Source organism: Klenkia taihuensis (genome assembly GCF_900112525.1).
GTDB classification, from domain to species: Bacteria; Actinomycetota; Actinomycetes; order Mycobacteriales; family Geodermatophilaceae; genus Klenkia; species Klenkia taihuensis.
The window spans coordinates 395068-412373 of record NZ_FOMD01000001.1 but is presented as its reverse complement, the minus strand read 5'-3'; the positions used below and the strand labels follow the sequence as shown (position 1 = coordinate 412373).

The 17306-nt window shown below is 75.5% G+C and carries 20 protein-coding genes; 12 read left to right on the top strand and 8 right to left on the bottom strand.

Translation table 11 applies throughout. The features are described from left to right. Nucleotides 1-216 precede the first annotated feature (216 nt). The 3 genes from BM158_RS02005 to BM158_RS01995 are packed head-to-tail and all read left to right on the top strand — an operon-like array spanning nucleotide 217 to nucleotide 2648. Nucleotides 217-1200: a sulfotransferase gene (locus tag BM158_RS02005; protein WP_207506106.1), complete on the top strand. Its 984-nt coding sequence runs from the start codon at nucleotides 217-219 to the stop codon at nucleotides 1198-1200. Continuing rightward, nucleotides 1197-2081 (top strand): glycoside hydrolase family 32 protein, encoded by an 885-nt coding sequence (locus tag BM158_RS02000; RefSeq protein WP_207506104.1) that lies wholly within the window; start codon nucleotides 1197-1199, stop codon nucleotides 2079-2081. The genes BM158_RS02005 and BM158_RS02000 overlap by 4 nt, the downstream gene beginning before the upstream one ends. A gap of 27 nt (nucleotides 2082-2108) precedes the next feature. Continuing rightward, entirely contained in the window at nucleotides 2109-2648 is a 540-nt protein-coding gene (locus tag BM158_RS01995) for a hypothetical protein (RefSeq protein ID WP_091554122.1), read from the top strand. On the opposite strand, the gene mftD is transcribed toward BM158_RS01995, so the two are convergent. From mftD to BM158_RS01980, 3 genes are all read right to left on the bottom strand, one after another. Continuing rightward, nucleotides 2645-3841 carry a pre-mycofactocin synthase MftD gene (gene mftD / locus BM158_RS01990; protein WP_091554118.1) on the bottom strand — a complete coding sequence of 399 codons (1197 nt, stop codon included), beginning with the start codon at nucleotides 3839-3841 and terminating at the stop codon, nucleotides 2645-2647. The two genes, BM158_RS01995 and mftD, sit on opposite strands and share 4 nt — an antisense overlap. An 82-nt stretch (nucleotides 3842-3923) precedes the next feature. Next, on the bottom strand, nucleotides 3924-4109 hold the full coding sequence (locus tag BM158_RS01985) for a hypothetical protein (protein ID WP_091554114.1): 186 nt from the start codon (nucleotides 4107-4109) through the stop codon (nucleotides 3924-3926). A 103-nt stretch (nucleotides 4110-4212) separates the two neighbouring features. Beyond that, nucleotides 4213-5058: a DUF2382 domain-containing protein gene (locus tag BM158_RS01980; RefSeq protein ID WP_091554112.1), complete on the bottom strand. Its 846-nt coding sequence runs from the start codon at nucleotides 5056-5058 to the stop codon at nucleotides 4213-4215. A 120-nt stretch (nucleotides 5059-5178) separates the two neighbouring features. Between BM158_RS01980 and BM158_RS01975 the strand changes: the two genes are divergently transcribed. Then, on the top strand, nucleotides 5179-5922 hold the full coding sequence (locus BM158_RS01975; protein WP_091554109.1) for a hypothetical protein: 744 nt from the start codon (nucleotides 5179-5181) through the stop codon (nucleotides 5920-5922). Here BM158_RS01975 and BM158_RS22600 read toward each other — a convergent pair. Continuing rightward, nucleotides 5919-6044 (bottom strand): hypothetical protein, encoded by a 126-nt coding sequence (locus BM158_RS22600; RefSeq protein WP_268247904.1) that lies wholly within the window; start codon nucleotides 6042-6044, stop codon nucleotides 5919-5921. The two genes, BM158_RS01975 and BM158_RS22600, sit on opposite strands and share 4 nt — an antisense overlap. Before the next feature lie 143 nt (nucleotides 6045-6187). Here BM158_RS22600 and BM158_RS01970 point away from each other — a divergent pair, with 143 nt between their 5' ends. Continuing rightward, on the top strand, nucleotides 6188-6997 hold the full coding sequence (locus BM158_RS01970) for a DUF3097 domain-containing protein (RefSeq protein ID WP_091556162.1): 810 nt from the start codon (nucleotides 6188-6190) through the stop codon (nucleotides 6995-6997). A gap of 102 nt (nucleotides 6998-7099) precedes the next feature. Here BM158_RS01970 and BM158_RS01965 read toward each other — a convergent pair whose 3' ends face one another. From BM158_RS01965 to BM158_RS01955, 3 genes are read right to left on the bottom strand one after another with little or no spacing between them, the layout of a single operon-like run. Beyond that, the gene (locus BM158_RS01965) at nucleotides 7100-7936 is read right to left on the bottom strand and encodes an aldo/keto reductase (RefSeq protein WP_091554106.1); all 837 of its coding nucleotides are present in this window, start codon (nucleotides 7934-7936) and stop codon (nucleotides 7100-7102) included. Nucleotides 7937-7995: 59 nt separating this feature from the next. Continuing rightward, nucleotides 7996-9186 (bottom strand): GNAT family N-acetyltransferase, encoded by a 1191-nt coding sequence (locus BM158_RS01960; RefSeq protein WP_091554104.1) that lies wholly within the window; start codon nucleotides 9184-9186, stop codon nucleotides 7996-7998. Between the two features lie 46 nt (nucleotides 9187-9232). Further along, nucleotides 9233-10495: an MFS transporter gene (locus tag BM158_RS01955; RefSeq protein ID WP_229827511.1), complete on the bottom strand. Its 1263-nt coding sequence runs from the start codon at nucleotides 10493-10495 to the stop codon at nucleotides 9233-9235. Nucleotides 10496-10619: 124 nt separating this feature from the next. Between BM158_RS01955 and BM158_RS01950 the strand changes: the two genes are divergently transcribed. The 7 genes from BM158_RS01950 (at nucleotide 10620) to BM158_RS01920 (ending at nucleotide 15686) form a co-directional block, all read left to right on the top strand. Then, nucleotides 10620-11144, top strand: a complete 525-nt coding sequence (locus BM158_RS01950; protein WP_131801958.1) for a hypothetical protein — start codon at nucleotides 10620-10622, stop codon at nucleotides 11142-11144. 125 nt (nucleotides 11145-11269) lie between these two features. Continuing rightward, on the top strand, nucleotides 11270-12322 hold the full coding sequence (gene moaA, locus BM158_RS01945; RefSeq protein ID WP_207506102.1) for a GTP 3',8-cyclase MoaA: 1053 nt from the start codon (nucleotides 11270-11272) through the stop codon (nucleotides 12320-12322). A gap of 1 nt (nucleotide 12323) precedes the next feature. After that, the gene (locus tag BM158_RS01940) at nucleotides 12324-12566 is read left to right on the top strand and encodes a MoaD/ThiS family protein (RefSeq protein WP_091554094.1); all 243 of its coding nucleotides are present in this window, start codon (nucleotides 12324-12326) and stop codon (nucleotides 12564-12566) included. 68 nt (nucleotides 12567-12634) lie between these two features. Then, a complete protein-coding gene (locus BM158_RS01935; protein ID WP_091554092.1) occupies nucleotides 12635-14035 on the top strand; it encodes a hemolysin family protein in 1401 nt (466 codons plus the stop codon). Next, nucleotides 14028-15053: a hemolysin family protein gene (locus BM158_RS01930; RefSeq protein WP_091554090.1), complete on the top strand. Its 1026-nt coding sequence runs from the start codon at nucleotides 14028-14030 to the stop codon at nucleotides 15051-15053. The genes BM158_RS01935 and BM158_RS01930 overlap by 8 nt, the downstream gene beginning before the upstream one ends. Before the next feature lie 10 nt (nucleotides 15054-15063). Then, the gene (locus BM158_RS01925) at nucleotides 15064-15249 is read left to right on the top strand and encodes a hypothetical protein (protein WP_091554087.1); all 186 of its coding nucleotides are present in this window, start codon (nucleotides 15064-15066) and stop codon (nucleotides 15247-15249) included. A gap of 116 nt (nucleotides 15250-15365) precedes the next feature. Then, nucleotides 15366-15686, top strand: a complete 321-nt coding sequence (locus BM158_RS01920) for a hypothetical protein (RefSeq protein WP_131801957.1) — start codon at nucleotides 15366-15368, stop codon at nucleotides 15684-15686. A 36-nt stretch (nucleotides 15687-15722) separates the two neighbouring features. Here the strand turns inward: BM158_RS01920 and BM158_RS01915 are convergent, their stop codons facing one another. Beyond that, nucleotides 15723-17306: a SpoIIE family protein phosphatase gene (locus BM158_RS01915; protein ID WP_229827512.1), complete on the bottom strand. Its 1584-nt coding sequence runs from the start codon at nucleotides 17304-17306 to the stop codon at nucleotides 15723-15725.

Below are 17306 nucleotides of genomic sequence, written 5' to 3'. Positions count from 1 at the left end.
GTCGACGGCGCGGTCGCGCGTCAGGAGCAGCCGGGTCACCCGGCCATCGTGCCCACCTGGGTGCACTCTCTACAACTTCGGTGCACCAGCTGTGACGAAGGGCTCAGGCCCGGTCGGCCGATGAACCAGAACCCGGAGCACGCCTCGGGGCGCGGGTTCGACGGCGCGGGGATCAGCATTCATCACCAAGCCGGTAGGGATGGTAGGCATGCACCCGTGACCGACCGGCTGCCGCAGTTCGTCCTCGCCGGCGCCCCCAAGGCCGGCACGACGGCCCTGCACGCCGCGCTGGCCACCCACCCGCAGCTGTACCTGTCCCCGGTCAAGGAGCCGAAGTTCTACCTGACCGACGGCCGCCCGCCCCCGGCCCGCACCCAGCGCGGTCCCGGGGACGCGCACAGCGCCCGGGAGTGGGTGTGGCGGCGGGACCGCTACCTGGCGCTGTTCGACCGCGCGCCGGCCGACGCCGTCCGCGGGGAGAGCACGCCGTTCTACCTCCACGACCTCGCCGCCCAGCGCCGGCTGGTCGCCGACGTCCCCGACGTCAAGGTGGTCGCGGTGGTGCGCGACCCGGTCGACCGGGCGCTGTCGAACTGGGTGCACCTGCGCGCCGACGGCCTGGAGCCCGAGGCCGACTTCGGCCGGGCCGTCGAGCTGGAGGACCGGCGGGTGGCCGACGGCTGGGCGCCGTTCTGGCACTACACCCGGATGGGCCGCTACGGCGAGCAGCTGCAGCACCTGCTGACGCTGCTCCCCCGCGAGCAGCTGCTGCTGCTCCGGTTCCGCGAGGTGGTCTCCGAGCAGGCCCGCACCCTGGACCGGGTGAGCGAGTTCCTCGGGGTGCGCACCGGGGTGGCCCGCGCCGTCCCGCCGGAGAACGTCAAGCCCTACGTGGCCGACACCCCGCGGTACCGCGCGCTGGCCCGGCTGGCCCGGGCCGGGGCCGCCGCGGGCGCGCACGTGCCGCCGCAGGTCTGGCGGCAGGCGAGCCGGCCGCTGCTGGCCGCGCTGCACGCCGGCGCGACGGCCCGCCCGCCGCTGCCGGTCGAGGTGCGCCGGGCGGTGCAGGACCGGGTGCTCGACGACGTCGCGCTGCTCGAGGAGGTCACCGGGGAGTCCTTCGCGGACTGGCGGGCCGACACCGGGCGCGGGGACTACGCCAGCCGGGCCGCCGCCCGGGAGACGGACCCGGCCCCGTGACGCTGCCCCTGGACGTCGACCGGTTCCTCGCCGACGCCGAGCTGGTCGCGGCCCCCGAGGACCCCCGGCCCGGCTCGTGGGCCGGCGGGCCGAGCGCGCAGTTCGTCGACGGCACCTGGTGGCTGGCCTGGCGGCTGCGCCGCCCCGTCGGCGAGGGCCGCGGGTTCGCCAACGTGGTGGGCCGCTCCGCCGACGGCGTGCACTTCACCCCGGTGGCGACGGTGCGGCGGGAGTCCTTCGCCTGCGACTCCCTCGAGCGCCCGGCGCTGGTGCGCACCCCCGAGGGCCGGTGGCGGCTCTACGTCAGCTGCGCGACACCGGGCACCACGCACTGGCGGGTCGACCTGCTGGAGGCCGCCCGCCCCGAGGAGCTCGCCGGCGCCCCCGCGCGCACCGTGCTCGCCTCGGGCCCGGTGCCGGGGTCGGCGGTCAAGGACCCGGTCATCCGGCACGACGGGGCGCGCTGGCACCTGTGGGCCTCGGTGCACCCGCTCGACGACCCCGACGCCACCGACCGGATGACCACCGAGCACGCGGTCAGCGCCGACGGCGTCGCCTGGACGTGGGCGGGCACCTCGCTGACCGGGACGCCGGGCGGGTGGGACGCCCGCGGCGTCCGGTTCACCGCCGTGCTCGACGGCTTCGCCCTCTACGACGGGCGGGCCAGCGCGGCGGAGAACTGGGAGGAGCGCACCGGGGTCGCCGTCCGCGACGGGGACGGGTGGACGGCGCTGCCCGGCGGCCCGCACCTGCAGGGGCCCGACGGCGGCCTGCGGTACGCCGACGCGGTGCCGCTGCCCGGCGGCGACGTCCGCTGGTTCTACGAGATCACCCGCCCCGACGGCGCGCACGAGCTGCGCACGGTGCTGCTGCCGGGCTGAGCGGCGCCCGCCAGGCATGATCGCCCCGTGGAGGGGACCCGGGAGGCGACGACGGCCCGGCTGCGGCCCCTGCTGCGGGCAGTGCACGAGGCCCTGGTCGCCGGGGTGGCGGTCAGCCAGCAGATCCACCGGCAGCACGGCTGGCAGCGCGCCGCCGACCCGCACCTGGACCGGCAGCTGGTCCGCCGGCACGCCATGGAGCAGCTGCTGCCCTGGTCGGCGTCGATCGGTGAGCAGCTGACCTTCGACGTCGGCGACAACGCCGGGGAGAACCTGGGCCTGCCGATGAGCGGGCTGATCATCACCACCGAGACCGACGTCGTCCGGGTCTGGTACTCCGAGGACGGCGAGCTGCCGCCGGCCGACACGTCGGCCCTGCGCGCGTTCTACGCGCAGGCGCCGACCACGCAGCTGGCGCTGGACGGTGCGCCCCCGGTCGGCAACCACCTGGCGCTGCTGTGGGCCGACCGGGGAGGGGTGCTCGTCCGGCTGGAGCTGGTCCGCCCGTGGTGGCGCGGCGGCCGGCACCCCGAGGCCGACTGGCGGGTCGACCTGCTGGGCTCCTAGACCACGTGCTGCTGGTCGGGGGTGCCGAGCACGCGGGGCCACCCGGCGGGGACGACGACGTCCTCGGGGCGCAGGTCCTTGACGTCGCGGTGCCCCAGGCCCAGGACGGCGGAGTCGATGCCGCTGCGGAGGATTTCCAGCACGTTCTCCACCCCGGCCTGCCCGTTGGCGGCCAGGCCCCACAGGTAGGCGCGGCCGATCATCGCGGCCTTGGCGCCCAGGGCGAGGGCCTTGACGACGTCGGAACCGCGGCGGATGCCGCCGTCGGTGACGATCTCCACCTCGTCGCCCACGGCCTTGGCGATCGCCGGGAGCGCCCGAATGGGGGCGGGGGTGCCGTCGAGGTTGTTGCCGCCGTGGTTGGACACGGAGATGGCGGTGACGCCGGCGTCGACGGCGCGCTTGGCGTCGTCGACCCGCATGACGCCCTTGAGCATGAACGGCCCGCCCCACTGCTCGCGCAGCCAGGCGACGTCGTCCCAGGTCGGCAGCGGGGTGCCCATCCACTCGCCGTAGGCGCCGAAGAAGGTGGGCGCCTCGCCGCCGCCGGGCGGGGCCAGGTTGGGGGTCTTGAGGTCGGGGATCTTCCCGGTCTTGGCGAAGGTCCACAGCCACTGCGGCTTCAGCGCCACCTCGGGGGCGAACTTCACGGCGGTCTTCAGGTCGATCTTCTCCGGGATGGCCGGGGAGCCCCAGTCGCGGCCGTTGGAGAACGACCAGTCCAGGGTCATGATCAGCCCGACGCAGCCGGCGGCGCGGGCGCGCTCCATCCGCTGCACCAGCACGTCGCGGGACCCCACCCAGTACATCTGGAAGAACGTCTGCGGGCTGGCCGCCGCGACCTCCTCCACCGGCTTGGACGCGAACGACGACAGCCCCATGGTGATGCCGCGGGCGGCCGCGGCGCGGGCCACGGCCACCTCGCCGTCGGGGTGCACCGCCTGCACGCCGGTCGGGGAGATCATCACCGGCATCGACAGCGGCTGACCCATCACCGTGGTGGACAGGTCGCGCTCGCCCTGCAGGCCCGCCACGTGCGGGGCGAAGCCGAGCTCGCCGTAGGCGGCGGTGTTGTCCTCCACGGTCAGACCGCGCTCCGAGCCGGCGATCAGCGCTCCGTAGACGGAGGCGGGCAGCCGCCGCTTGGCCCGCCGCTGCGCCTCCGCGACGGTCTCGAACCAGGGGTTGGCCATGGGGTCCTCCTCGACGCCGGCTGTGCTGTGGACCACAGCATGCCAGGGGGTGGCACTCAGTGCCACCCCCTGGTGGACGACCTCAGCGGTCGGTCACCACGCCGGTGGCCCGGTCCTCCTCGGTGACCGCGCGGCCGGTGGTCCCGGCAGCGGCCTCGGCCGTGGCCTCGGTGACGACGTCGTGCTCGCGCCCGGCGGCGTCGCGGTCGCGGCCGGTCAGCAGGTCGTCGGTGGCGTCGGGCGTGCGGGGGTCCTGGGCGTGGGTCACGGGGTCCTCCTCGGGTGGGTCGGGCTCCCGGGGTGCCCGGGGCGGGCCCGGGCCAACCGGCCGGGCCGCCCGCGCCGGTGCGCGGGGCGGGCGGCCCGGGGCCTCACCGGGTGGTGCCGCGGGTCCCGCCGTCCTCGACCTGCTCGATCTCCTCGTGCGCGACCTGCTCGCTCACCTGGGCCTGGTCGGTGACCGTCTCGGTGCCCAGCCGTACCCGCTCGACCGGCACGGTCTCCTTCTGCACCACCGGCTGCTCGGCGTGCAGCGTGACCTCGTGCTCCTCCTCGGACAGCTCCGGGCCGTCGAGGGCTGCGCCGCGGTTGGCCTCGGTGATCGGCTCGCGCTCGATGCGCACCTCCTCGCGGGAGACCGGCACCGTCGTCGTCACGTTCTCGGTGACCACGTGCTTGCGCAGCCGGGCGCGGCCGACCTCGGTGGCCTCGGTGCCCACCTGCAGGCGCTCCTCGGAGCGGGTCATCGCGTCGTCGGTGGTGGGGCCGGAGGTGTCCCGGCCCTGCACCCCGTCCTCGGTGCGGCGGGGTGCGTGCTGGCCGCGGTCGTCGAGGTCGTCACCCAGGCGGGCCTCGCCGGCCATCCGGGTGCCGCGGTCGTCCAGGCCGTCGCCGTGGCCGGCCTGGCCCGTCATGCCGTAGTAGCGGTAGAGCTCCTGCTCCTCCTCCGGGGACAGGTGCTGGTCGGCATCCACCTTGGGGGCGTCCTTGACCGCGGCCTTGCTGACCGGGACGCGCACGCCGTCGCCGGTGAGGTCGGCGTCGCGCAGGGGGACGAAGCTGGAGCGGGTGCCGAAGAGGCCGGTGCTCACGGTGACCCACTCGGGGTTGCCGGACTGGTCGTCCAGGTAGACCTCGGTGGCGGAGCCGATCTTGTCGCCGTCCGCGTCGTAGACGTCGCTGCCGATGACGCGGTCGATGTTCTCGGTGCTGATCACGGGGTTGCTCCTCGATCTGGGGGAGGTGCTCGGAGCCGGACCTTGCTTGCCGACCGGGAGGGCTTTCTCGGAACCGCTCCGAGCGAAACCTGGTCCGGCGTGTCGTGCGAGGCTGCGCCGGTGAGCCGCCTGCCCGCCGTCCTCGCCTGGGTCGGGGGTACCGCCCTGCACCCGGCCGGGCTCGTCGCCGGGGCCGGTCTGCTGGTCGGCTCGGTGCTGACCACCGGGTCCCCGACCCCCGGCGCGCGGGTGGCCGGCGGGCTGCTGTGGGGCGCGGGCCCGGAGAACTCCCTGCTCGCGGTGGCCGCGTCGGCACTGGCGTCGGCCGGCGCCCGGGAGCGGGTGCTGACCGCCGACGAGGAGGCCTGGGCGCGCGCCGAGCTGCTCGGCGACGCACTGCCGCCCCGCGGGCGGGTGGTCGTCACCGACACCGTCGGCGCCGGGGACCGGCCCTTCGTCGTGCCACGGTGGGACGGCGCGGTCACCGTCAACCTGGGGCCCGACCTGTTCGCCGACCCGGCCGGCACCGACCCGCACACGTTCCTGCACGAGCTGGTGCACGTCTGCCAGGTGCAGGCGCTGGGCGTGCGGGCGTTCACCACCCGGGCCGCGCTCACCCAGGTCGCGCACACGCTCGGCCGGGACGCCTACGCCTACGACGGCCCGGTGCGGCCGCTGGCCGGCTATGGGCTGGAGCAGCAGGCGCAGCTGCTGGCCGACTGGTGGCGGGGGTCGCCGGGGCGCCGGGGCCGGCCGGTGCCGCGGGCCGGGCTGCGCGGGCACACCCGCCGTCCCCGCGACCCGGCCAGCCCGTGGGCGGCCTGCGTGGCCGACCTGCACGCCGGCCGCCTCCGGCCCCGCTAGCGGGCCTTCTGCGCGATGGCGTCGACGGCCCCGCCCTTGAGGCTGGGCTGCGAGGCGTTGTTCTTGACCTTGGCGGCCTTGGGCTTCTTGGCCTCGCGGCCGCCCTTGTTCTTGCCGGACATGGGGGACTCCTCGCCACCGGTTCGCCGGTGGTCGATCACGGAGCGTGGTCCGAGGTGGCGTGCGCCTGCGGCTGGACCACGGACGCTACGCGCACCGCGTGTCGTTCCGCCGACCGGCGCGGCCCGCTGCGCAGACTCGGTCGGTGCCTCCCCGCTCGCAGTACGACAACCTGGTGCACCCGCGCACGGTGAAGAAGCCACCCGTGCAGGTCGAGGCCGAGAAGGACCTCGTCGTCGAGGACCCGAGCTCGGGCTTCGTCGGTGCCGTGGTGCGCTGCGAGAAGGACGTGGTCCACCTCGAGGACCGCTTCGGCCGGGTGAAGGGCTACCCGCTCGGGCCGGGGTTCTGGGTCGAGGGCCGGCCGGTGACCCTGGTCCGGCCGCGCGCCGCCGCGCCCGTCGCCCCCACCCGCAGCGCCTCGGGGTCGACCTACGTCGCGGGTGCCCGGGCCCGGGTGGCACGGGAGGGCCGGGTCTACGTCGAGGGCAAGCACGACGCCGAGCTGGTGGAGAAGGTCTGGGGCCACGACCTGCGCATCGAGGGGGTCGTCGTCGAGCCGCTGCACGGCGTGGACGACCTGCCCGGGATCGTGCGCGAGTTCCGGCCGGCGTCGGGCCGGCGCCTCGGCGTGCTGGTCGACCACCTGGTGGGCGGGTCGAAGGAGTCGCGGATCGCCGCGCAGGTCACCGGCGCGCACGCACTCGTGGTCGGGCACCCCTACATCGACATCTGGCAGGCGGTGAAACCCTCCGTCGTGGGGATCCGGGCGTGGCCGACCGTGCCGCGCGGCGAGGACTGGAAGACCGGCGTGTGCCGGCGGCTCGGCTGGGAGGACGACACCGGCTACGTCTGGGCGCAGCGGATCCTGGCCCGGGTGCGCACCTGGACCGACCTGGAGCCCGAGCTGATCGGCCGCGTCGAGGAGCTCATCGACTTCGTGACGGCCGACTGAGCGTCCCCCTGCACGGGAGTCCGTCCTCCTGCACCGGATCTCGTGCAGGAGGACGGACGTCGATCAACTCCCCTGATCAACCCTGGACCAGGGGCGGGCGGGTCAGCCCGGGATGTAGTTGAAGGTGTCCGGGTCGGGGCCGGTGCGCTCGTCGCGGTTCAGGCTCGTGATCGCGGTGACGTCCTCGTCGGTGAGCTCGAAGTCGAACAGCGCGAAGTTCTCCTCCACCCGGCTGCGGGTGACCGACTTCGGGAACACGATGTCGCCGCGCTGGATGGCCCACCGCAGCGTGACCTGGGCCGGGGTCTTCCCGTGCCGCTCGGCCACCCGGACGATCTCGGCGTCGTCGAGCACCTTGCCCTGCGCGATCGGCGACCAGGCCTCGGTGGCGATGCTGCGCTCGGCGTTGAAGGCGCGCAGCTCGTCCTGGGTGAGGTACGGGTGCACCTCGATCTGGTTGACCGCCGGGGTGATGTCGGTCTGGTCGCGCAGCCGGTTGAGGTGGTTGGTCTGGAAGTTGGAGACGCCGATCGCGCGGGCCTTGCCGTCGCGGTAGATCTGCTCCATCGCCTTCCAGGTCTCGACGAAGTCGACGTCGATGCCCGGCAGCGGCCAGTGCACGAGGAAGAGGTCGAGCTGCTCGACCTGCAGGTCGGCCAGGGTCTGGTCCATCGCGCGCAGGGCGTCGTCGTGGGCGTGGAAGCCGTTGTTCAGCTTCGAGGTGATGAAGACGTCGGCGCGGTCCAGGCCGGAGTCGCGGAAGCCCTCGCCGACCTCCTTCTCGTTGCCGTACATCTCGGCGGTGTCGATGTGGCGGTAGCCGACCTCGAGCGCCGTCCGCACCGCCTCGCGGGTGTTCTCGGGCTCGATCTGGTAGGTGCCGAACCCCAGCTGCGGGATCTCGACACCGTTGTTCAAGGTGATGTTCGGGACGGTCATGCAGGGTGCACTTCCCTGGCGCACCGCCGGTCATGCAGGCGGTCCGGGACGTCACAGGTTCAGAAGTAGTCCAGCAGCTGCGGGGGGCGACCGCAGGCGAGCAGGTCCAGCGCGGCCGGGTCGCCGGGGCCGGTGACCAGCCCGGCGTCGGCGACGGCCCGGCCACCGGCCGCGGCGGTCCACAGCAGGGCCAGCCCGCGGGGGCCGAGCACCAGGTCGGGGTCGCCGCCGGTGCGGGTGGCCCGGCCCTCGCCGCCGTCGAGCTCCAGCCGCCACGCGCCGCTGTTCCACGGCGCGACGTCGTCGACCACCCGGACGTCGAGCACCCCGCGCACGTGCGCCGGCCAGCCCCGGGCCGCCACCGCGGCGGGCAGGTCGACCACCCGGTGCATGAAGACCTGGGTGCCACGGCGGGTCGCCCGCTCCAGCGGCAGGACGGCGGAGACGGCGTCCCCGGCCAGCAGGGGGACGTCGACGCTGCGGGTCACCGTCCGCCACCCGGAGAGGACGTCGACCAGCGCGCGGGCCGCCGCCGGGGTGGTGGCCAGCAGGTCGCTGACGTCGAGGGCGGCCTCGGGACCGTAGCCGCGGCCCCGCTCGTAGCCCAGCGCGCCGGTGACGACGCCGTCCTCCTCGGCCAGGGTGAGCAGGTCGACCCCGGCGCCCAGGGGCTGCTCCTCCGGCGGCGGGGCGTCCCAGCGGCCGCCCCGGCGGGTCAGCGGGCCGTCGTACCCGCGGACCACCTGCTCGTAGAGGTCCACGACGGCACCGCGGTCGGCCGGCGTCCCCGCCCGGAGCAGCACGCCGGGCTCCCGCGCGGACGGCAGCGCGGCGGTGTCGAGCACCGCCGACCCGAGGACGCCGGTGACCTCCCAGCCCAGCGCGCGGTAGGCGGCCGAGACCGTCGGGTACAGCGCGCTGACCACGGCCCCGCGCTCGCGGGCGGCGGCCAGCGCAGCGGTGAGCAGCTGCCGGGCGAGCCCGCCGCGGCGCACCTCCGGGGAGACCGCCACGCCGCTGACGTGCGCCGACGCCAGCGCCCGGCCGCCCCACCAGGAGTGCTCCTCGTGGTCGGTGACCTTGCCCAGCAGCCGGCCGGTGGCGGTGTCGTAGGCGCCCCAGCGGTGCGTCTCGGGCAGCACCCGCATCGCCTGCGGCGGCGCCTCGGCCGGCCCGCCGAAGGCCCACCGGCCCAGCGTCCAGGACTCGGCCAGGTCGTCCTCGGTCATCAGCCGGATGGTGGTGGCCACGCCCCGACCCAACCAGACGCCGCCCGGCGGCCGCCCGGCCCGGCGATCACGGAGCCGGGGACACCTCGTCGCGGCGCGCCGCGGGTGCAGGTCCGTGGTCACCGGGTGCCGGGGCGGGACCGCGCACCAGCAGGCCGCCGAGCAGGGCGAGCGCACCGGCCGCGGCGGCGCCGAGTGCGGGCACCAGGAACGCCTGCTCCCCGCCCCAGGCGTCCACCGCGGCACCGGCGGCCGCCGCGCCCGCGGTCACACCGAGCGTCAAGCCGGTCGACGTCCAGGTCAGGCCCTCGTTGAGCGCGGCGCGCGCGACCCGGGACTCCACCAGCGACATGCCCGCGACCAGCACCGGCGCGATGGTCAGCCCGGCCAGGAAGACCGCGACCACCAGCACCGGGACCGACCCGACGAGGAACAGCGTCTGGGTGGCGACGGCGAACAGCAGCCCGCAGCCGACGAACCGGGCCAGCAGCGACCCCGGCAGGGTGAGGATGCCGTAGAGCAGGCCGGACACCAGGCTGCCCGCCGCGTAGGCGGCCAGCGCGACCCCGGCCATGACCGGCTGGCCCTGCTCCTCCGCGAAGGCCACGACCACGACGTCCATCGCGCCGAACACCGTGCCGACCGCCAGGTAGGAGACCGCGACGACGAGCAGGGCGGGGCTGAGCACCGAGGTGGCCGACCGCGTGGTCCCGGGCTCCGCGCGGTGCACCGGCGGCTGGGTGGCGGTCTGCCGGGACAGCCAGACGGTGCCGCCGATCCCGACCAGCAGCCCGACCACGAACCCCGCGGGCGGGGCGATGAGCGTGGCCAGGAAGGTGATGGTCGGCGGGCCGACGACGAAGACGACCTCGTCGACCACCGACTCGAAGGCGAACGCGGTCTGCCGGGCCTCGGCGGCGGGCAGGGCGTGCGCCCAGCGCGCCCGGACGGCGGCCCCCACGTTGGCGGCGGAGGCGCCGGTCAGCGCGGCCAGCACGAACCACGACCACAGCGGCGCCCCGCCGACGACGACGCCGACGAACGCCGCGCCCAGCAGCAGGTAGACCGCGGCCGACACCGCGAGCACCCGGCCCTGGCCGAGCCGGTCCATGCCGCGGGCCCACTGCGGGCTGCCGACGGCGAAGGCCAGCGCCAGCGTGCCGGAGACCGCGCCGGCCAGCCCGTAGCTGCCGGACTCGCCGGCCACCATGAGCACCGAGCCCAACCCCATGCTCGACATGGGGACGCGGGCCAGCCACCCGGCGAAGGAGAACGAACGGGACCCCGGGACCGCGAAGATGCGGCCGTACGGGGCGAAGGGGTTGCGCACGGGATCGATCTCGACTTCCTGGCCACAGGCGGAGACAGGGGGGCCTGCCGTGTGTCCGGGTGGCGTTGCCGATGCTAACGACCGCGTCCACGCAGAACGGTCCCGCGGCGAGAAGGATGCCCGCATGTCCCAGTCACGCGTGGTACGCCCGCTGACCCGCCGGCGGCACGACGTCGACCCGCACCGCGCCGAGAGCCGGGTGTCGGCCTACGTCTACGGCACCGTGCTGGTGCTCGCCGCCGTCGTCGGCGTCTCCCCGGAGGCGGTCGACTCCGGGGCCGGGGTGGTGGTCGTGCTGGGCACGGTGCTGTCCACCTACGTCGCGCACGTGCTGGCGCACACCGTCGGCTCGCTTCTCACCGGGGGCCGCCACGTCGAGCTGCGCAACGCCGTCCGCGACGCGACGCCGATCCTCAGCTCGGGCGCGCTGCCCGCGCTGGTCCTGCTCGTGACGGCGCTCGGCTGGCCGTCGGAGGCGTGGGGCCAGTCGCTGGCCGCGGCGGTCGGGCTGGTCCGGGTGGCCGGCATCGGCGTCGTGCACCGGCGCCTGCAGGCCGACGTCCCCTTCGGCCGCGCGGTGGCCGTGGGTGCCGTCGCCGCCGCGGTGGCCCTGCTCGTCGTCGTCCTCAAGCTGACGCTGACCCACTAGTCGCAACCCTCTGCAACCCGCCCGTGCGGAAGTCGGGAGAGCGAGGCGCCGCAGGTGCGGATCCGGGTGTGACCGAGGGCACGGTGGCTCCGGACGGCGTGACCAGCCGCTCTACAGTCGGGCGGGTGACGACGCACAGCCCGCTCCCCGACCCCGTCGTGCGGGCGCCCGCGCCGGCCCCGGGCACCGGGGGGCTGGTCGACCGGCACGGCCGCACCGCCACCGACCTGCGGGTCTCGCTGACCGACCGCTGCAACCTGCGCTGCACCTACTGCATGCCGCCCGAGGGGCTGCAGTGGCTGCCCAAGGTCGAGCAGCTCACCGACGACGAGGTCGTCCGGCTGGTCCGCATCGGCGTCGAGCAGCTGGGCATCCGCGAGGTCCGGTTCACCGGTGGCGAGCCGCTGCTGCGCCCCGGCCTGACCGGCATCGTCGCGGCCACCACCGCGCTCGCCCCCCGCCCCGAGGTCAGCCTCACCACCAACGCGATCGGGCTGTCGCGGATGGCGCCGGCGCTGGCCGAGGCCGGCCTCGACCGGCTCAACGTCAGCCTGGACACCCTGGACCGGGAGCGGTTCAAGCAACTCACCCACCGCGACCGCCTCGCCGACGTGCTCGCCGGGCTGAAGGCCGCCAAGGACGCCGGGCTGACGCCGGTGAAGGTCAACGCGGTCCTGCTGCGCGGCATCAACGAGGACGACGCCGTCCCGCTGCTGGAGTACTGCCTCGAGCACGGCTACGAGCTGCGGTTCATCGAGCAGATGCCGCTGGACGCCCACCACGCCTGGACCCGCGGCGAGATGGTCACCGCCGAGGACATCCTGGCCCGGCTCACCGCCTCGCACACCCTGGTCCCCGACGTCGAGGAGCGCGGCGCGGCCCCGGCCGAGCGCTGGCTGGTCGACGGCACCGACCTCACCGTCGGCGTCATCGCCTCGGTCACCCGCAGCTTCTGCGGCGCCTGCGACCGCACCCGGCTCACCGCCGACGGGCAGATCCGCAACTGCCTGTTCGCCCGCGACGAGTCCGACCTGCGGACGGCGATGCGCGAGGGCGCCACGGACGCCGAGCTGGCCGACCGCTGGCGGATCGCCACGCTCACCAAGCTGCCCGGCCACGGCATCGACGACCCCTCGTTCCTGCAGCCCAGCCGGCCGATGTCGGCCATCGGCGGCTGAGGTGGCGGTCACCGTCCGGTACTTCGCCGGGGCCCGCGCGGCCGTGGGCACCGACACCGAGGTGCGCGACGCCACCACGCTGGAGGAGCTGGTGGCGCTGATCGTGGACGACCACGGTGCCAAACTGGAGCGCGTGCTGACCGCGTGCTCCTTCCTGGTCGACGGGACGTCGACCCGGGACCGCGCGGTGGCACTCCACCCCGGGGCGGTCGTCGACGTGCTGCCCCCCTTCGCCGGAGGCTGATCCACCCCCCTCGTGAGCTCGCTGCCTCACAGTCCCCGACCCGCCGACCCCCACCGGCGGGTGCCCGCATGACCGAGTGGTTGCTCGTCGGGGTCGGTCTGCTCCTGGTCGCCGCCTGCGCCGCCTTCGTGGCCTTCGAGTTCTCGCTGGTCACCGTCGACCGCGCCTCGGTCGAGCGCCGCGCCGCCGAGGGCGAACGGGGCGCCGACGGCGTCCTGGCCGCCATGCAGACGCTGTCCACCCAGCTCTCGGGCGCCCAGCTCGGCATCACGGTCACCAACCTGGCCATCGGCTTCGTCGCCGAGCCCTCGATCGCGGCGCTGCTGGCCGGGCCGCTGGAGTCCGTGGGGCTGTCCGGGGGTGCCGCCCGCTCGGTGTCGATCACGCTCGCGCTGGTGCTGGCCACCGTGCTGACCATGGTGTTCGGCGAGCTGGTGCCCAAGAACCTGGCGATCAGCAAGCCCTACGAGGTGGCCCGCACCGTCTCGGGTTTCCAGCGCGGGTTCACCCGGGGCACCGCGCTGGTCATCCGGGCGCTCAACGGCTGGGCCAACGCGATCCTGCGGCGGGTCTTCTCCGTCGAGCCGCAGGAGGAGCTCGCCTCGGCCCGCTCGGCGGAGGAGCTGACCTCGCTGGTCCGCCGGTCGGGCAGCACCGGGACGCTGGAGGCCGGCACCGCCGCGCTGCTCGAGCGCGGGCTGGCCTTCGGCGAGCTGCGCGCCAACGACGTGGCCACCCGCCGGGTGCGGATGACGACGGTGCGCAGCGACGACCCCGTCGCGGTGGTGCTGGCCAGCGCCCGCGACTCGGGCCACTCCCGCTTCCCGGTCACCGGCCCCGACGGCGTGGACGACGTGGTCGGGCTGGTCCACGTGAAACACGCGCTCGCCGTCCCCCGGCCCGGGCGCAGCACCGTGCTGGTCGCCGACGTCATGGTCGAGGCCCTCTTCGTGCCGACGTCGCGGCAGCTGGACGAGCTGCTGGTCGACCTGCGCCGCGGCAGCCTCCAGATGGCCGTGGTGGTCGACGAGTACGGCGGCACCGACGGCGTCGTCACCATCGAGGACCTGGTCGAGGAGCTGGTCGGCGACCTGTCCGACGAGCACGACGACGACGCCGCCACCGACGACGTCGTCGACCTCGGCGACGGCACCTGGTCGGTGTCGGGGCTGCTGCGGCCCGACGAGGTCGCCGCGGCCACCGGGCTGACCGTGCCCGCCGACCGGCACTACGACTCCGTCGGCGGCCTGGTGCTGCACCACCTGGGCCGCATCCCCGAGGTCGGCGACCGGGTGGAGGCCGAGCGGGTGCTCCCGCCGGAGTACGCCGACGAGGCCGAGGGCCACCCCGGTGGCGTGTGGGTCGAGGTGACCGCCGTCGAGGGCGCCCGCGTGGACCGCGCCCGCTTCGGTGAGCTGGTGCCCACCCCCGCCGACGACACCGACGACGAGGAGGCCGACCGTGGGTGACTGGCTGGGCGTGGGGCTGGCCGTCGTGCTGCTGGCCGCCAACGCCTTCTTCGTGGGCGCGGAGTTCGCGCTGATCTCGGCCCGCCGGTCCTCGATCGAGCCGCTGGCCGAGGCCGGCAGCCGGCGGGCGCGCACGACGCTGCGGGCGATGGAGCAGGTCTCGATGATGATGGCCGGCGCGCAGCTGGGCATCACCGTCTGCTCGCTCGGCCTCGGCGCCATCGGCGAGCCCGCGGTCGCGCACCTGCTGGAGCCGCTGTTCGACGCGGTCGGCGTCCCCGAGGGCGCGGTCTACCCGATCTCGTTCGTGATCGCGCTGACCGTGGTGGTCGCGCTGCACGTGGTGATCGGCGAGATGGTGCCCAAGAACCTGGCACTGGCCGGCCCCGACCGCGCGGCGCTGTCCCTCGCACCGCCGCTGGCCGCCGTCGTGACCGTCCTCAAGCCGGTCATCGTCGTGCTCAACGCGCTGGCCAACGCCGTGCTGCGGCTGCTGCGGGTCGAGCCCAAGGACGAGGTCGCCAGCTCCTTCACCCGCGACGAGGTGGCCGGCCTGATCGACGAGTCCCGGGCCGGCGGGCTGCTCGACGACGCCGACCACGACCTGCTCACCGGCGCCCTGACCCTGTCGGACCGGGAGACGCGCACGGTGCTCATCCCCCGCGCCGAGCTGACCGTGCTCTCCCCCGCCGACGACGCGCTCGCCGTCGAGCGGGCGGCGGCCACCACCGGTTTCTCCCGGTTCCCGGTGGTCACCGCCGGGGAGCTGTCGGGGTACGTGCACGTCAAGGACGTGCTGGTCGCCGACGGCGAGCCCGACGTCCGGGTGGCCGACATCGAGCGCCCGCTCCCCCGGGTCGACGCCGGCAGCGACCTGCGCAGCACGCTGCAGACCATGCAGGGCGACCGTGCGCAGCTGGCCGCCGTCGTCGATCATGACCAGGTCGTCGGCGTGGTCGCCCTGGAGGACATCCTCGAGGAGCTGGTCGGCGAGATCCGCGACGGCGTGCACCGATGAGGAGGGGCAGATGAGCCTGTTCGACAAGGCCAAGGCCAAGGCCGAGGAGCTGGTGGGCCGGGCCACCGAGGTCTACGGCGAGTCCCACGGCGACGCCGCGGCCGAGGCCGCCGGCGAGGCCCGCCGCCTGGAGGGCGAGGCCGAGGAGGAGGCCCTCGAGGCCCGCGAGCACGGGGACCGCCCCGGCCCGCACTGACGCACCCGCCCGCGACGCGCCGGTCGGGTTGCCGCAGGTCGGCGGCCCGGGGGACGCTGCTCGTGGTGCACCGTCGCGCCGCCGTTCCCGAGACCGCCGGAACCGTGGGAGACGCCGTGGACGCACCCGAGGAGACCCAGCACGTCGAGGTCGTGGACGACGGACGGGTGGTGGCCAGCGCCGACGTCGCGGCCACCGGCCCGGCCGCCGTCGCCGCCCTGCACGTGGAGCCCGGCCAGCTGCCGCCGGGCACCCGCACCGAGCTCGTTGACGCCGTCCTGGACGTGCCCGAGGTCGCCGGCGCCGACCGGCTGACCACCGCGGGCCCGGCCGGGGACGTCGAGGTGGCGCAGCGGGTGCGCGAGCGGCTGGACGACGTCGAGACGCGCAGCGCCGGCGCCACCACCTTCCACGACGGCAGGGTCCCCCGCACCTGACCCGTCGGCCCCCACCCCGCCGAGGGCGCGGCGGGGTCAGGCGAGGCGGACGGCAACCAGGGCGACGTCGTCGTCGGGGCGGCCGTGCACGATGCGGTCGACCACCTCGTCGCACAGCTCCTGCAACGGCCGGTCGGCCAGCTCCGCCACCGTGCTGCGCAGCCGGGCCAGGCCGGTGTCGAGGTCCTCGTCGCGCCGCTCCACCAGGCCGTCGGTGAACAGCAGCACCGTCGACCCGGCCGGCAACGCCACCCGGTGCTCGGTGCGGGCGGCGAGGCTGTCGACACCCAGCAGCAGGTCCCCGGGCCAGGGCGAGGGGTCGGCCAGCGAGCCGTCGGGGTGCAGGACCAGCGGGGGCAGGTGGCCGGCGCTGGACCAGACCATCGTCGCCCCGCAGCCCTCCTCCCGGGTCAGCTGGGCGACCGCCGCGGTGGCCAGCGTCGGGAAGGACAGCTGCGCCATGGCGGCGTCCAGCCCGCGCAGCACCTCCCCCGGCCCGGCGTCGGAGTAGGTGGCGATGCCCCGCAGCAGCCCGCGCAGCTGCCCCATGGCCGCGGCCGCGGCGGTGTCGTGCCCGACCACGTCGCCGATGACCAGGGTCATCGCCCCCGACGGCGACCGGAAGGCGTCGTACCAGTCCCCGCCGACGCGGGCGGCCTCCGCGGCCGGGGTGTAGCGGACGGCGACCTCGGCACCCTCGGGCTGCACCGGCTGGGTGAGCAGGCTGCGCTGCAGCTCCTCGGCCAGAGCGGCCTGCAACCGGTAGAGGCGGCCGTTGTCCAGCGCCAGGCCGATCCGCTCGGCGGCCTCGCGGGCGGCGGCCAGGTCCTCGGCGTCGGGCGTGCGGCCGTGCCGCCACCACAGCGTGATGACGCCGAGGGTGCGGCCGCGGCCCAGCAGCGGCAGGTACAGCCCGGTCCCGGTGGCCAGCCGCCGCTGCAGGTCGCGCGCCTCGCCCGGGGGCAGGCTGCCGTGCACGTCGGCGGCGGTGACCGGGGTGGTCTCCTGGGTGTGCATCGAGCGCACCAGCGGGGCGGTGGCCGGCAGCGCGCCCAGCCGCAGCTCGCTGTAGCGGGCCAGCACCGGCCGCATCTCCGGCTCGCTGTGCCAGCAACCGACGTCGCGGGGCCGGCCGTCGTCGTCCAGCACGGTGACGACGGCCCAGTCGGCTAGCACGGGCACCAGCGCGCGCGGGATCCGGCTCAGCGACTGCACCGCGTCGGGGGTGTCGGCCAGCTCCGCGCTGACCCGCGCCAGCACGGCCAGCCGCTCCTGGATGCGGTGCCGGGCCGTGCTGTCGCTGAAGAAGGCGTTGATGCGCCCGCCCTCGGCGGGGACCAGCCGGACCTCGAACCAGACCCCGCGCGCCACCGAGTAGGACTCGAACAGCTCCGGGCGGTGGGTGGCGGCGACCCGGCGGTAGGCGCGGCCCAGCAGGCTGTCCTCGTTGCCCGGGAAGGCCTGCCACGCGCTGCGGCCCAGCAGGTCGGCGCGGCGGCGGCCGAAGGCGCGCTCCGCGGCGGCGTTGACGTAGGTGATGCGCCAGTCGGCCGCAACCTGGAGGAAGCCCATGGGCATGCCCTCGAGCACGCTCGTGCCGGCCTCCGCGACCACGGCCAC